At 61.5% G+C, this 13,306-nt stretch carries 9 protein-coding genes; 2 read left to right on the top strand and 7 right to left on the bottom strand.

Annotated features, from left to right (window positions below):
- Positions 1–190: 190 nt before the first annotated feature.
- The 6 genes from RM6536_RS07235 to RM6536_RS07210 form a co-directional block, all read right to left on the bottom strand.
- A complete protein-coding gene (locus tag RM6536_RS07235) occupies positions 191–625 on the bottom strand; it encodes a hypothetical protein (RefSeq protein WP_060824606.1) in 435 nt (144 codons plus the stop codon).
- Between the two features lie 2 nt (positions 626–627).
- Positions 628–2,139: a glutamate--tRNA ligase gene (gene gltX / locus RM6536_RS07230; protein ID WP_060824605.1), complete on the bottom strand. Its 1,512-nt coding sequence runs from the start codon at positions 2,137–2,139 to the stop codon at positions 628–630.
- A 57-nt stretch (positions 2,140–2,196) separates the two neighbouring features.
- The gene (locus RM6536_RS07225) at positions 2,197–2,949 is read right to left on the bottom strand and encodes a fumarylacetoacetate hydrolase family protein (protein ID WP_005507404.1); all 753 of its coding nucleotides are present in this window, start codon (positions 2,947–2,949) and stop codon (positions 2,197–2,199) included.
- Positions 2,950–3,171: 222 nt separating this feature from the next.
- Positions 3,172–4,269 carry a branched-chain amino acid aminotransferase gene (locus tag RM6536_RS07220; RefSeq protein ID WP_060824604.1) on the bottom strand — a complete coding sequence of 366 codons (1,098 nt, stop codon included), beginning with the start codon at positions 4,267–4,269 and terminating at the stop codon, positions 3,172–3,174.
- A gap of 428 nt (positions 4,270–4,697) precedes the next feature.
- Positions 4,698–5,753: a 3-isopropylmalate dehydrogenase gene (locus RM6536_RS07215; protein ID WP_060824603.1), complete on the bottom strand. Its 1,056-nt coding sequence runs from the start codon at positions 5,751–5,753 to the stop codon at positions 4,698–4,700.
- Positions 5,754–6,019: 266 nt separating this feature from the next.
- Entirely contained in the window at positions 6,020–7,447 is a 1,428-nt protein-coding gene (locus RM6536_RS07210; RefSeq protein WP_060824602.1) for a hypothetical protein, read from the bottom strand.
- A 589-nt stretch (positions 7,448–8,036) separates the two neighbouring features.
- Between RM6536_RS07210 and RM6536_RS07205 the strand changes: the two genes are divergently transcribed.
- Together RM6536_RS07205 and RM6536_RS07200 are read left to right on the top strand one after the other, a co-directional pair.
- Entirely contained in the window at positions 8,037–9,488 is a 1,452-nt protein-coding gene (locus tag RM6536_RS07205; RefSeq protein WP_171840181.1) for a histidine kinase, read from the top strand.
- A 58-nt stretch (positions 9,489–9,546) separates the two neighbouring features.
- Positions 9,547–10,407, top strand: a complete 861-nt coding sequence (locus tag RM6536_RS07200) for a response regulator (RefSeq protein ID WP_081094665.1) — start codon at positions 9,547–9,549, stop codon at positions 10,405–10,407.
- A 145-nt stretch (positions 10,408–10,552) separates the two neighbouring features.
- On the opposite strand, the gene RM6536_RS07195 is transcribed toward RM6536_RS07200, so the two are convergent.
- Entirely contained in the window at positions 10,553–13,306 is a 2,754-nt protein-coding gene (locus tag RM6536_RS07195) for an ABC transporter permease (RefSeq protein ID WP_060824601.1), read from the bottom strand.

Genomic DNA, 13,306 nt, shown 5'->3' with positions numbered 1-13,306 from the left:
ATACCCATCACAAAAATTATTCTCAAATTTATAAAAAATCCCCTTATCCGCCGGGTTTTTCAGACTTTTTGTTCGTCTGATTCCCGCTGGATAAGGGGATTCTCTTGAACATAAATTCTCGCCGGGCTCTCACTGGGCTCTCAAAGTACACATCGCAGGTGCCTGCGAGCGCACCAAAACTAGCTAGAGCTTAGTCGCTGCTACCGCCGGAGTCGCCTCCACCGGAATCGCCGCCGCCAGAGTAGTCGGAGCTACTGTAGCTGCTGTAGTCGGAGCTGCTGGAGCTTCCGGCGTCGAAGTCGCCCGCGTCCGGGTCGGGGCCCGGGTCCACGAAGTCGTCCTCTTCCTCTTCTTCGTCCGAAGAGCCAGAAGAATCCGAAGAGTCCGAGGAATCCACGACAGACGAGGAGGTGCTCACGTCGCCGCCGCGAGCCGCGTTCTGCATGGCGCGTGCCTCCAGGAATGCGGTCACGTAGGCGAGTACCGCGCCAGCAATAATGATGATGACCATCCACACGGAGCGGTCAAAGCCGGCGATGTAGGCGAACAGCCAGATAATGCAGGCGTTGGTGAGCGCCATGAGGGTGCCCTTCAGCAGCGCCTGCCCCATAATCGACTGCTTCATGGTTAGCTCAGTTCAGCGGCGAGCTTGCGCAGGCGTGCGAGGGAGGAGTCCTTGCCCAGGATTTCCATGGATTCGAACAGCGGCGGGGAGATGCGCTCACCGGACACAGCGATACGCACGGGGCCGAATGCGAGGCGCGGCTTGATTTCCAGACCGTCGACGATTGCTGCACGCAGGGCTGCCTCAATGTTGGCTGCGGTGAAGTCCTCGAGGGGCTCCAGAGCCTCGATTGCTGCGGCGAGGACCTGCGGTGCGGATTCCTTGAGCTGCTTGCGTGCGTCCTCTGCGGTGCTGATCTCTTCGTCAGCCTTGAAGAGGAATGCGAGCAGGCCGGGTGCTTCGCCGAGCAGCTGCATGCGCTCCTGAACGAGGGGTGCAGCTTCGGTGAGGATCTGCTCTTCACGCTCGGTGAGGGTTTCGCCGAGTACGCCTGCAGCCTGCAGGTACGGGATGAGGCGGTCGCGGAAGTCCTTGGGGTCGAGCGCACGGATGTGGTCGCCGTTGATGGACTCTGCCTTCTTCACGTCGAAGCGTGCGGGGTTAGCAACAACGTCGTGTACGTCGAAGTGCTCGACGAGCTCGTCGATGCTGAAGACGTCCTGATCTGCGGAGAGGGACCAGCCCAGCAGGGACAGGTAGTTCAGCAGGCCTTCCTTGATGAAGCCGGAGTCGCGCAGCAGGAACAGGTTCGACTCGGGGTCGCGCTTGGAGAGCTTCTTGTTGCCCTGGCCCATGACGTAGGGCAGGTGGCCAAATTCGGGGATGAAGCTGGTCACGCCGGTGTCGATGAGTGCGCGGTAGAGCGCGATCTGGCGCGGGGTGGAGGAGAGCAGGTCTTCGCCGCGCAGCACGTGGGTGATGCCCATGAGTGCGTCGTCGACGGGGTTCACGAAGGTGTACAGCGGGTCGCCGTTGGAGCGGACGACCACGTAGTCGGGTACGGTGCCTGCCTTGAAGGTGATTTCACCGCGAACGAGGTCGTTGAAGGTGATGTCTTCGTCGGGCATGCGCAGACGCCACACGGGCTTGCGACCCTCGGCGCGGTAGGCTTCCTTCTGCTCTTCGGTGAGGTTGCGGTCGTAGTTGTCGTAGCCGAGCTGCGGGTCCTGACCGGCTGCCTTGCGGCGTTCCTTCACCTCGTCGGGGGTGGAGAAGTCTTCGTACACGTAGCCGCCTTCAACGAGCTTTGCGAAGACCTCGTTGTAGATGCCTGCGGCCTTACGCTCGGACTGGCGGTAGGGCTCGTGGGGGCCGCCGACGCCGACGCCTTCGTCCCAGTTGATGCCGAGCCAGTGCAGGGATTCGAGCACCTGGTTGAACGACTCTTCGGAGTCGCGTGCCGCGTCGGTGTCTTCGATGCGGAAGATCAGCTTGCCGCCGGTGTGGCGTGCGTACGCCCAGTTGAAGAGGGCGGTACGGACCATGCCCACGTGCGGGGTGCCGGTGGGCGAGGGGCAGAAGCGGACGCGGGTGTCTGCGGGGCTGTTGAGTACGGGACCGTGGTATTCGGTCATGATGTCTCCTTGACGGTGTGTTTCAGGATATACGTTACGTTTTGGGGCGCGGGCGGCTTAGTCGCGCACGCGGGTGACGAGGGAGCCGATGCCTTCGACTTCGACCTCTACTTCGTTGCCGTCGCGCAGTACGCTGATGCCGGCGGGGGTGCCGGTGAGCAGTACGTCGCCGGGCAGCAGGGTGAAGATTTCGGAGGCTGCGGCAACCTGTTCGGCTACGGAGTAGTGCATTTCGGAGGTGTTGCCTTCCTGCACGACGTCGCCGTCAACCCAGGTGGTGATGTTCAGCGAGTCGGTGTCCAGGTCGGTTTCGATCCAGGGGCCGAGCGGGGTGGAGCCGTCGAAGCCCTTGGCGCGGGTCCACTGGCGGTCTTCGAGCAGGTCGCGGGCGGTGAGGTCGTTGGCTACGGTGTAGCCGAAGATGACTTCGTGCACGCGCTCGAGAGGCACGGACTTGGCGATACGACCGATAATGACGGCGAGTTCACCTTCTGCGCTGACGGCTTCGGAGTACTCGGGCAGGGTCACGGGGTCGCCGGGGCCAATGACGGTGGTGTTGGGCTTGAGGAAGAACTGCGGGGAGGCGGGCGCCTCGGTTCCTGCCCAGTTTGCGATCGCTCCAATCACCTTGGAGCGGGGGATAATCGGGGCGAGCAGGCGCACCTGGTCGATGGGGTAGGTGGTGCCGGTCGGTTCGATACCCGAGTAGAAGGGGTCGCCGGCGAGTACGCGCAGGGTTTCTTCGCCTGCGTCACCTTCTACCAGCCCGAAGTGGAGCTCATTATTTACGGTAAATCGTGCAATACGCATACTTTCTAGGGTACCAGCCTTCGAGGGTTGCGGCGGCGGGGTGCGCCTCCCCTCCCCTATGCACTCCCCTATCTTCTCCGGGCACATGATTGACCGAGCACAGCATTCACCCGGCGCAGCACTTACCGGGTGCAGCGAATCCCCGCGGGCTGCTCGCCGCGCGACGTGCGGGTCGGGCGGGGCATCCTGCGGGGATTTCGCGGGTTACGTTAGATTCACGTTTTAGATGAGGCGGGTCATCCAGCCGTGGCGGTCCTCAACAGTGCCCAGCTGAATGCCGACGAGCTCTTCGCGCAGGCTCTTGGAGATTTCGCCGAAGTGCTCGGTGGGTGCCGGGATTTCGAAGTCTTCTGCCTTGAGCTTGCCGATGGGTGCGACCACTGCTGCGGTGCCGCAGGCGAAGATTTCGGTGATGTCGCCGTTTGCCACGCCTTCACGCCATTCGGTGAGGGTGATGGCGCGCTCTTCGACGGTCATGCCGCGGTCTTTGGCGAGCTGAATCAGCGAGGAGCGGGTCACGCCTTCGAGGATGGTGCCGGTCAGTTCGGGGGTAACAATCTTGTTTTCCTTGCCGAAGACGAAGAACACGTTCATGCCGCCGAGCTCTTCGATGGCGTCGCCGCGGTGCGGGTCCTTGAAGATGACCTGCTTGCAGCCGTGCTTTTCACCTTCGGTCTGGGCAATCATGGACGCTGCGTAGTTACCGCCGCACTTTGCCGCACCGGTGCCGCCTTCGCCTGCGCGGGCGTAGGTGGTGGAGAGCCAGATGTCCACGGGTTCGGGGGTGCCGAAGTAGTTACCTGCGGGCGAGCCGATGACGTGGTACTGCACGTGGCGTGCGGGGCGAACGCCCAGGAACGCCTCGGTTGCGATCATGAAGGGGCGGAAGTAGAAGGCTTCACCGTCGCCGGTGGGTACCCACTGTTCGTCCATCTTCACGAGTTCGCGCAGGGATTCGATGAAGGTCTCTGCGGGCAGTTCGGGCAGGGAGAGACGGTGTGCAGAGTTCGCGAAACGTGCCGCGTTCTTTTCGGGGCGGAAGGTCCATACGGAGCCGTCGGCGTGGCGGTAGCCCTTGACGCCTTCGAAGATTTCCTGGCCGTAGTGGAAGACGGATGCTGCGGGGTCGAGGACGAGCGGGCCGTAGGGGTGAACTCGTGCGTCGTACCAGGTGCCGCCGGTCTTGTAGTCGCCTTCCCAGTCGATGGTGACCATGTGGTCGCTGAAGTAGTCGCCGAATCCGGGGTTTGCGAGGATTTCGGCGCGGCGTTCGGCGGTGGCGGGTGACTGGTTTGCTTCGTGGCTGAATTCGATGGCCATCGTTCTGCGTTCCTCTTCGTCTAGTTGCCTCTGTGGGCGTTCTTTGAGTGGCGGTTCTCGCGGCGGGGCGAGGGACCGGTGTGTGCCGCCGGGCGCGTTGTCGTGCGGGGCAGATGGTGCATCTAGCGGTCTGTGCTAGTCGGATGCATCAAAGCTAGTGGTGGATGGTGTCCACCGCCGAGGTGCCGGGCGGGTGTGCCTGACCTGTTTTAGAGTACCGGAAAGATGAGTTTGCCGCATGCGCACCTTTTCTGCCATTCAAGATGTGAACAAGTGGGATTCGTGCGGGCTTGTTGGAGGTTAGGCATCGGAGATCTCCTCCCCCATCTTTTGTAGCTAGGTACAGGTGAAGCCCGGAAGGTGTGTTCCTTCCGGGCTTCACTAGCGTAGTTCAGGTTTTAGCCGAGCCAGTTTTAGCCGGGCAAGTATTAACCGAGGCGTGCGAGCACGTCCGCGCCGACCTGATCGGTTCCGCGCACGCTCGCGCCGTTCTCGCGCATATCTGCCTCAACGGCGTCCTCAATGCGGGCTGCGGCGGCGTCGTGGCCGAGGTGGCGCAGCAGCATTGCGCCGGCGAGGATTGCGGCGGTGGGGTTTGCCTTGTTCTGGCGGGCGATGTCCGGTGCGGAGCCGTGTACGGGCTCGAACATGGAGGGGAACTCGCCGACGGCGTTGATGTTGCCGCTTGCCGCGTAGCCGATACCGCCGGTGACTGCACCGGCGAGGTCGGTGATGATGTCGCCGAAGAGGTTGTCGGTGACGATCACGTCGAAGCGGGCAGGGTCGGTGACCATGAAGATGGTGGTCGCGTCAATGTGCAGGTAGTCGGTCTCAACCTCGGGGAATTCAGCCGCGATTTCGGTGAAGTAGCGGTTGTAGAGGCGACCTGCGTGGGTGAGCACGTTGGTCTTGTGCACGAGGGTGACCTTCTTGCGGCGGGTGGACGCCAGCTCGAAGGCGTAGCGTACCAGGCGCTCCACGCCGTGTGCGGTGTTGAGGGAGACTTCGGTGGCGATTTCGTGGGGGGTGCCGCTGCGGATGACGCCGCCGTTGCCGATGTAGGGGCCTTCGGTACCTTCACGCACGACGACGAAGTCGATGTTGCCAGGGTTGGCAAGCGGGGAGACTGCGCCGGGGTACAGGCGGGAGGGGCGCAGGTTGATGTAGTGGTCGAAAGCGAAGCGCAGCTTCAGGAGCATTTCGCGTTCGATGAGACCGGAGGGAATCTTGCCGCTGCGCGGGTCTGCACCGATGGCGCCGAAGAGGATCGCGTCGTGCTGCTTGAGGGCGTCCATGGTGGAGTCGGGCAGGGTTTCACCGGTTTCCAGCCAGTGCTCGGCGCCGAGCTTGTAGTGGGTGGGGGTTACGGTGATGTTTTCGAGCTCGCAGGCGCGGGTGAGGATGCGCTGGGCTTCGGTAATGATTTCGGGGCCGATGCCGTCGCCGGGGATGACGGCGAGGTCGATGCTACGTGCTTCAGTCATGCCTCTACCGTAATACGCGCCGCGGGTGGGCGGTAGAGCGTGCGGGCGGGTTCTCAGACTCTGGGCTAGACGGCCTCTGAGTAGCCGTAGCTTCTGCCCCGCTACTCCCCTGACCCTCTGGTTCGACCCGACGCTCCCTGGCTTCTGGGGTTCCGGATTCTGTGGTGTTCAGCTCCTACCGGTTAAAACAATATTCCCCGGCTGATAATTCAGCCGGGGAATATTGTTTATCTACGAGTTCTCACAGGGTAAGAACTTAGACGCTATTAGGAGCGTGCGCAGAGGGTAATCTTCACGTAACCGGGGTTACGGACACCGGACTGCTTTGCAGCGTTGTTAGCGGAGGAAATCTCACCATTGGGAACGGTGGGGGAAACGTAGGAGCCACCTGCGCCACCTGCGCCTGCCTGCAGCAGTGCGCTAACGTTCTGGCGGTAACGGGTCGGCTCTTCGTTAGCGTTCCACTTCTGGGAGGTGATGATGGAGGAGAGGCCGCGAGCAGCACCGGAGCCACCGCCACCGTAGCCTGCGCCACCACCTGCGGAGACAACGGTCTGGTAACCGTTGAAGGACTTCAGGGTGGAGTCCTTCGCCAGGCTGGTCGTATCCTTGAGGTTAACAGGGTTGGTTGCGTGAACGATTTCCAGCTTGGAGATGTCGTTGTTATCGATCTGGTAGGAGTATGCGAAGACGCCGTCTGCACCCTTACCGTCGAAGCCGGAGCCACCCTTGTCACCAGCGGTAGCGGAGCTGAAGAGCTCCTGCTTGTTCTGGCTGGTGAAGCCCAGGACACCACGGACGTTAGCCTTGTCGTTGTACAGCATGGGCTGCTCGCCACCTGCACCACCCTGACCGTTGCCGCCACCGTTACCACCGGCAACCTTCATAGCGGTACGATCGGAGGCGAACGGCTTCAGAACGGTGTAGTGAGAGATGGAGGTCTCAGCGCTGTCACCGACTGCTGCGGATGCGCTTGCACCTGCGGGCAGAACGGACTTAACGTCAGGGTCGCTCAGGCGGGTGGTGGAAGCGTCGACTGCCTTGGGGTTGTAGTACTTACCCGAGGGCATGTTGTTGGTACCGGGCTGGGTACGGATACCCGCACCGCCACCGCCACCTGCAACAGCAATCGGGGTGCCGTCGATGATCAGAGCGGAGGAGCCGCCGCCGGAACCACCGTAGAGGTAACGCTTCATATCGGAAGCGCCGGGCCAGTTAGCGTCAACACGAGCCTTAGCGTCTGCGGGAACGGGCTGAGCGTTCACGTCGCCACCGTTACCGTAGCCCTTACCACCGGTTGCGGGGCGGGTCTGCCACAGCGAGGGGCTGTCAACACCGGGCTCGGGTGCCAGGTAAGCCACACCACCGGCAGCTGCGACCAGCTCGATGACCTGGCCTGCCTTGACGGGGATTTCACCGGTCACGAGAGCACCGGAACCACCAGCAACCTGGTTGGAACCGCCACCTGCACCACCAGCGACCTCGAAGCGGAGCTTGTCGACCTTAGCGGGAATAGTAAACTTCAGGGTGTCGCGTGCACCAGAGGGCTGACCGGAGATGCTGTAGTTTTCGGTGGAGTTCCAGTCACACTCAGTGGAAGATGCGAAAGCGGGAACTGCAGCAGATGCTGCGACAACCGGAGCAGCCCATGCTGCGCCAGCGACAACCTTGCGGCGAGAAATGTTAGTAGACATGTATGTCCTTCGAGAGTGATGTCATTTTGAGGAATAAAAGTTATCACCCGCCGTCGTGCGCGGCGAAGAACGTCACCTGATGAGATTCGAGTGAGTGAAGTAGGCTTGCGCCTAACCTCTGGTGATAACGACATAATGCTGTATCCCGCTCCCCATATATAGGGAGGTGCACTTCAGAGCGCTTGGTGTTCGCTCTGCGAGGCCTTGGGCCATCGGCATAGATTTCGGGTACGGCTAAAACTATACCCATCAAGGACCTGTACCGCAATGGTTCCAAAAATGGTTTGATGAGGGGGTTTCCCTTAAACTCTCCGCATTACTTGAAGGTTTTTCAACCCAAATAGGTTACTTAAGGGAGTTTCAGGTCTCTTAAACCCAAATTCAAAGCCCATACAACCCCAAACCCTCAAGTCTTAGTTGAATAAATAATCCACAAAAAAGTAATTAAGGTCACTAAAAATAGCTATTTTTAGCGTGTCGCACCCACCCAAGCACACACCCCCACACACAAACCCACAGAATATTCCTGCACGTGAGAGCAAAAAAGAGGCTCACAATCCCTCACAAACACCCCCGATACACTAGAACCATGCCCCTCAAGCACACCGAACCCCAGAAGAACCCACAGCACAGCACAGAGACGGCCGGATCAGGCTACGCCGTAACGCATACCCGCGGCATCTCAGAAAGCATCGACCTGCCCGCCGATGCAATCACCGCCTCCAGCCGCGTGCAAAGCTACCTCAGAGACAACCGCGGCTGGATGAACATTATCGTCGTCGCGCACATGCAGTTCTTCTGCTGCGTACTCTCCGTTGCCTTCATCAATGGCTACGGCTGGATCCCGCTCATCTCCGCGCTCTGCAGCACCACCGCGCTCTACTTCCGCTACCGCTTCCCCTACGGCAGCATCTACGTGGTCATCGCGGCGCTCTGCCTCACCCTCCTGTCTCCCTTCCCCGACTCACTCGCAGTCACCTGCTACCCGCCGGTCACCCTCGCCGCCTACCATATCGGCAGGCACTGGACCCGCCGCGCCCGCTTCCGCGGCCTCATTCTCGGCTGGGTCGGCGCACTCGCCGTCACCGTGCAGGCCTCACTCTCATTCCTCTACCACTGGGACGACATACCCGCCCGCATCTTCATCTCCCTGATGCTCGGCGTGCTCTGCGGATCTATCTTCACTGTCTTCTGGTTCCTCGGCGACTCCCGCCGCATGCGCGAACTGCGCAGCGAAGAGTTCGAAGAACGCGCCCGCCGCCTCGAATACGAGCAGGAACAGGAACGCCGCCTCGCCGCGCAGGACGAACGCACACGCATCGCCCGTGAAATGCACGATATTGTGGCGCACTCGCTCTCCAGCATTATTTCTCAGGCGGATGGGGCACGCTACGCCGCCGCGAGCGCCCGCACCGCACGCGCACAGCAAACACAACAGGCAGAGCAGTCGGGTCAGGCTGAGCAGTCGGGTCAGGTTCAGCAGCAGAGCACACCGGATATTGCCGAGCAGACCCTCGAACTCATCGCAGAGACGGCACGTGACTCCCTCACCCAGATGCGTTCCCTACTCGGGCTACTCCGCACCGACGAGACAACCACCTACGCGCCCGTGCCCACCCTCAGCGACGTGCCCGCCCTCGTGGAGCAGAGCCGCCGCGCCGGACTACCCGTCACCTTCACCGGAATCACCGGCACTATGGCACGCACCCTGCCGCAGGGCGCCGAACTGGCGGCGTACCGCACCGTGCAGGAGGCGCTCACCAACGCGCTCAAGCACTCCCCCGGCGCAGCAACCACCGTCACCATTCACTGGGGCGAGGACGGTCTGCACTTGCGGGTTCAGAACGGCCCGGTTTCCGCTGTTTCCCCTGCCTCGACCTCAGCCTCGAATCAGCGCGCCAGCAGCCCGGTACCCGGTAGCGGTAACGGTCTGCGCGGCATGAGCGAGCGCATCGCCCTCTACCACGGCACCCTCACCTACGGTCTGCAGCCCGACGGCGGCTGGCTCGTTGAGGCGACGCTCCCCTACCGCGACCTCTAATACCTCTATACCCTGTTCGCTCCTCTTATACCCACCACTGTGACCTAGGATTGAAACTATGTACTCTTCCGCACCACAGAACACCCAGCCAATCCGCGTGATGCTCGTTGACGACCAGCGCCTAGTGCGCGGCGGTCTGAGCATGCTCGTGAACTCCCAGCCGGACCTGAAGGTCGTCATGGAAGCTGATGACGGCCTGGCGGCGATTGATGTTTTTGACCGCATGGTCTCTGAGGGGCAGGCGCCGCAGGTCATCCTCATGGATGTGCGCATGCCGCACTGCGACGGCCTGGAGGCGGCACGCCGTATTCTGGAGCGTGACGCTCAGCGTGCGGAAAGTGATTGTGAGGCGGATGAGCGGGTGCGCATTATCATGCTCACCACCTTCGATATTGATGAGTACGTGTATTCGGCGGTGCGTGCCGGTGCGAGCGGTTTCTTGTTGAAGGACACTCCGCCGGAGCAGCTGCTGGAGGCGATTCGTACGGTGCATCGTGGGGATGCGGTGATTGCGCCGTCTGCGACTCGCCGCCTGTTGGAGCAGATGATTCCGGTGCTGGACTCCCCCGCTCCTGCCGCTCCTGTTGCTCCTGCCGCTCCTGCCGCCGAGTCTGTGCAGGTTGCTCCCCCGGCAGCGGGTTCTGAGCTTCCTAAGGCGACGTTTATTCCGGCTGATTCTGCGAGCCTCGCGCCTGTTGAGGATTATCCGCACCGTGAGTTGATTGAGCAGTTGTCGCCGCGTGAGTTTGAGGTGTTGGGTCTGATTGCGCGTGGCTTGTCGAATGCGGAGATTACGCGGGAGTTGGTGCTGTCGGAGGCGACGGTGAAGACGCATGTGTCGCATGTGTTGGCGAAGTTGGGTGCGCGTGATCGTGTGCAGGCGGTCATTATGGCGTATGAGGCGGGTATCGCCCACTAGCGCCCACCCTTATGTATAAGGGCACAGTAGAGTAGAGAGCACAGTGATGCCCCGGCGGGCACCTCCATATCGGGGGCACCCGCCGGGGCATCACTATCTCACACCGAGTATCCGGGGATATACCGAATACTGTGGCTATGCCGGGTTAGCCGCGCATACCCTCAACCGGGGACATGCGAGCCGAACGAGCCGCCGGCAGAGCCGAAGCGAGCATCGCGGCGAGCACACCTACAATCAGGATGACCACGTACCAGACGTACGGCAGGTCAAGCACCAGCGGGGCGGAAGCGCTCATGGAAGACATAATAATCTGTGCCGAGAGGCTACCAATCACCGCACCGGAAACCATACCGAGCACCACTGCGGCGAGCGTAATCAGGATCGCCTCAATGGAAATCATGCGGCGCAGCTGCTTGCGGGACAGGCCCAGCGAGCGGAGCATCGCGTTCTCACGGCGGCGTTCGTTGACCGACAGGGTCATCGTGTTCGCCACACCAATGATGGAGATGACCACTGCGAGCATGAGCATCACCAGGGTGAAGGTCAGCATGACGGTCAGCAGCTGGTCGTAGGTTTGACGTTCCTGCAAGCCACCGGTGAAGGAGCTGTCCGGGCTGGCTCGGTTCAGGTCAGCCTGCAGGGTCACGTTCTCGCTACTGGTCAGCGGGGATGCCGCACGCACCAGAACGAAGGTGTCATTACCGCGTGCCTGGCTGGTGACGGTCAGATGTGCCGCCTTGGTCTGCGCTTCCTGATCGCCGCTCGCGATGGCTTCTTCCATGCGCTTCTGAGCTTCCTCAGCGGCGGGGTTGGCAACTGCCTGCGGGTTCTTGGAGTCCTGCAACTTAGCGGCGGTGGCAGGGTTAACAATCAGCAGGGTCTGCTTGGTTTCGGACTTGACGGGCTTAAGCTCCAGTTCGCCGAGCGGGCCGTGCGCCTTCAGGCGGCTGGACTCATTCAATCCAGCGGACTTCCAGAGTCCCTGGGGTACGAGCACGGTGTCGTCAGCAAGGTTCGAGTTTTCGTCCGGCAGGATTGCCTTCAAATCGGAGGAGCTCAACGCCACCAGGTCAGCGTTCTGGTTGGCGGTCTGACCCTCGTACTCGACGGTGTAGTCAACCACACCGGCTGCGTAACCGACGGCGGATGCCTGAACGTTCTTAATACCCTTGACCTTGGAGGCGATACCTTCCGCCTTGGTCACGGTGGAGGCCGCCTCAGACTGGTCATAAGAGCTGTACCTTGCCTGCGCAGAAATCGGGTACTGCTGATCCAGGGCCTTGGTCAGCGAGGCGCTCAACACCGAGTAACCGGTCAGCACAGTCGACACGACCAGGGTACCCACCAGCACGGCACGACCGGTGGAGACGGTGCGCTTGGGCGAACGCAGCGCGTTGGCGAGCGCGAGCTTGCCGGTCTGGGTGCGGGTGACCGCGCCGAGGGCGCGTACCAGCGGCGGCAGTACCAGCGGGGTGATGAGGAAGACTGCAATACCGAGCAGCAGCGCGGCCCCCATCATGAAGAGGATAGCCTTATTGCCGGCACCCTCACCGGAACCCTGGTTCTGAGCCAGCATAACCAGGCCGATACCTGCGACACCGAAGACCAGACCCAGGATCGGGCCGACCTTGCCGGGCTTGCGCACCTCAAGGTTGGTGTGTTCGCTCATCGCGCTAATGGGCGAGATGCTCAGGGCGCTTCGTGCCGGGGAGAGCGACGCCAGAACCGTGACGATGGTGCAGATCAGGGTACTGATGATTACCGGGGTAATCGAGTACGAAATCATGATGCTGGTGAGGTTCGCACCAACCAGCATGCCGACCGGGAAGGTCAGCAGTGCACCGATGAGGGAGAACACCACGCCCACGGTAATGGATTCGACGAGCAGCATCCGCACGAGGGAGCCGCCGCGGGCACCGAGGGTGCGCAGCAGGGCGAGCTCACGGATGCGCTGGCCGACCAGCACCGCGAAGGTGTTGGAGATGACGAAGGAGGAAACCAGCAGAGCCAGTGCCGCGAAGGCGCCCAGGACCACGCTAATGGAGGTGAAGACCGTGGAGATACTCTTCTGGTAGTCTTCCAGCAGCTTCTGACCGGTCATGACGCGCGGGTCGTTCTTCGTGTCGCCGCTGCTGAGGGTATCCTGCAGGCTCTTGAGTTTGGCGTCGGTTACGCCGTCCTTGAACTTGAGGTAGATGAGGTTCGCGCCAGCCATGCTGCGGTAGCCTGCCGCGGAGCTCTTATTTTCTGTCTCGGCTGCTTGCAGGGTGGCTTCGCCGAGGCTGGTGCCGCCAATGAAGACAGCCTGATTGGTAGTGGAGCCTTCAAACCCGGGGTCGAACAGACCGACGACGGTATATTCGGCGGTCTTGTCAGTACCGGGGGCGCTGACGGATTCTACAACGTCGGTGCTGGTGACCTTGCCGTTCAGCGAGAGGTTGTGCTTCTTCGCAAAGTAGGTAGAGACCATGATTTCGTGGTCGCTACTGGGGATTTTGCCCTGCACCTTGTACGGGAAGAGGCTCGAGTCGGCGGGCAGCTGGTTGTACTGCACCTGGGCTTTCTGATCGCCGGTGCCGATCGTACCTGCAACGGCGTACTGCACCCAGTAGCCGGAGAGCAGGTTGCTCTGTTCCACCTTCTTAATCTGGTCGCGGGTCAGGAAGATGGCGGTGCTGTCTTTACCGTCGCTGGTTGTAGCGGCGGAGGCGACGACCGCCTCGGCGCGGGAGAGCACGTCACTGACGGAGGAGTTGACGGTCGCCTGCAGCGAGTTGGTGAGCATCATGATGGCTGCGATAAAGAAGGACGAAATCGCGATGCCTATACCCGTGAGGATGTATTTTCCTTTGGAGGCGCGCAGGTTGGAGCGCGCCACCGTGTTCAGTGTGGTTGCCAC

This window comes from Rothia mucilaginosa (assembly GCF_001548235.1).
Lineage (GTDB): Bacteria > Actinomycetota > Actinomycetes > Actinomycetales > Micrococcaceae > Rothia > Rothia mucilaginosa_B.
The sequence above is the reverse complement of the archived record's forward strand: the minus strand, read 5'-3'. Positions and strand labels throughout refer to the sequence as shown.

Excerpts from the sequence above, each read along its gene's own strand:
- RM6536_RS07205 (WP_171840181.1), top strand. The coding sequence starts at position 8,037 with ATGCCCCTCAAGCACACCGAACCCCAGAAGAACCCACAGCACAGCACA.
- RM6536_RS07210 (WP_060824602.1), bottom strand. The coding sequence starts at position 7,447 with ATGTCTACTAACATTTCTCGCCGCAAGGTTGTCGCTGGCGCAGCATGG.
- RM6536_RS07200 (WP_081094665.1), top strand. The coding sequence starts at position 9,547 with ATGTACTCTTCCGCACCACAGAACACCCAGCCAATCCGCGTGATGCTC.
- RM6536_RS07235 (WP_060824606.1), bottom strand. The coding sequence starts at position 625 with ATGAAGCAGTCGATTATGGGGCAGGCGCTGCTGAAGGGCACCCTCATG.
- RM6536_RS07220 (WP_060824604.1), bottom strand. The coding sequence starts at position 4,269 with ATGGCCATCGAATTCAGCCACGAAGCAAACCAGTCACCCGCCACCGCC.
- gltX (WP_060824605.1), bottom strand. The coding sequence starts at position 2,139 with ATGACCGAATACCACGGTCCCGTACTCAACAGCCCCGCAGACACCCGC.
- RM6536_RS07225 (WP_005507404.1), bottom strand. The coding sequence starts at position 2,949 with ATGCGTATTGCACGATTTACCGTAAATAATGAGCTCCACTTCGGGCTG.
- RM6536_RS07215 (WP_060824603.1), bottom strand. The coding sequence starts at position 5,753 with ATGACTGAAGCACGTAGCATCGACCTCGCCGTCATCCCCGGCGACGGC.